Origin of the sequence: Colwellia sp. E2M01, assembly GCF_018860585.1 — a bacterium.
Lineage (GTDB): Bacteria > Pseudomonadota > Gammaproteobacteria > Enterobacterales > Alteromonadaceae > Colwellia.
Genome location: NZ_JAHKPR010000010.1, coordinates 300,526 through 301,715, shown reverse-complemented (window position 1 = coordinate 301,715; position 1,190 = coordinate 300,526). Strand labels below are relative to the sequence as shown.

The following is a 1,190-nucleotide window of genomic DNA, read 5'->3' as shown; positions in this document are numbered from 1 at the left end:
AAACAAATTCGCCTTGTCATTGCACATCGAGCATAGCTCTGAGTTGGGAAGAAATTTAATCAAATTGGTATTAACAAAAATGCTAGCAATCTATATTGCTATAAATACCCCAAAGAAATGAGCATGTTTTATATGTTAGCTTAATACTTAACTTGGCCATTTAATGATTAAAAGATCTATTTATGCTGCGCTATTCATTAGTACGTTATCAGTACTCGCCATTGCCTTAACTGCAACTTATCAACTTTATAGTACTAAGCTATTTACCTTAGACAGTAAACTAAGAGAAGTCTCTGGCATTGAAATAGATAAAGCCGGTAAGCTTTGGGCTATTAATGATGGCGGCAATGGCGCAGATCTTCATCAAATAGACAATGATGGTAATATAAAAAAATCCATTACCATTATCAATGCTAGAAACCTTGACTGGGAAGATATGACTCAAGATGATTTTGGTCACTTTTTTATTGGCGACTTTGGTAATAATGACAATATTCGTAAATGGTTTACGATTTATAAAATTGAAAACCCGATAGATATTAAGGGAACTGAAACCGAAGCAGAAATAATTAAATTCACCTTCCCTAAACAGTTAAACTATCCACCAAAAGCCTCTGAAAAAAACTTTGATTTAGAAGCTTTTGTTTTTTACAAAAAAAGGCTTTATTTATTTTCTAAAAATCGCACCGAGCCTTTTGATGGTGATACAAATTTATATAAAATTGGCGATCACGCAGCTAATTATCAGGCTGACTTTGTTAGTAATTTTAATACCTGTACCACATACGCAAAACTCTGTTGGATTACCTCTGCGGCGTTAAGTCCCGATAGAACTAAACTTGTGTTGTTAGATTCTGAACGTTTATGGTTATTCGAGAATTGGCAAGGGGATGATTTTTTTTCAGGTGATGCTTACAAAATAGATTTAGGGATAGTCACGCAAAAAGAAGCCGTAACCTTTAGTGACAATGATACCGTGATTTTCACTGATGAAGAATTTAATGGTATAGGACGTAATTCTTATATGATTAAATTAAATAAAGCCAAAAAACAAAGGATAATCAAGCAACATATTATTAAGGCACCGGTAGAAACAACACCTTAATATTTTATAACTTTTTTAATACGTTCAGTCATTATCTGAATAAATTTTCCCTACGAAGCAAGTTTTAGCTATTTATACCAAGTTG

General features: G+C 32.9%; 1 protein-coding gene. It reads left to right on the top strand.

Going from position 1 to position 1,190, the window contains the following annotated elements:
* The first annotated feature begins 163 nt into the window (after positions 1 to 163).
* Positions 164 to 1,105 carry a hypothetical protein gene (locus KO502_RS02060; protein ID WP_216020883.1) on the top strand — a complete coding sequence of 314 codons (942 nt, stop codon included), beginning with the start codon at positions 164 to 166 and terminating at the stop codon, positions 1,103 to 1,105.
* Positions 1,106 to 1,190: the final 85 nt, after the last annotated feature.

What these genes read in the sequence shown, in the direction of transcription:
- KO502_RS02060 (WP_216020883.1), top strand. Translation starts at nt 164, where the DNA reads ATGATTAAAAGATCTATTTATGCTGCGCTATTCATTAGTACGTTATCA.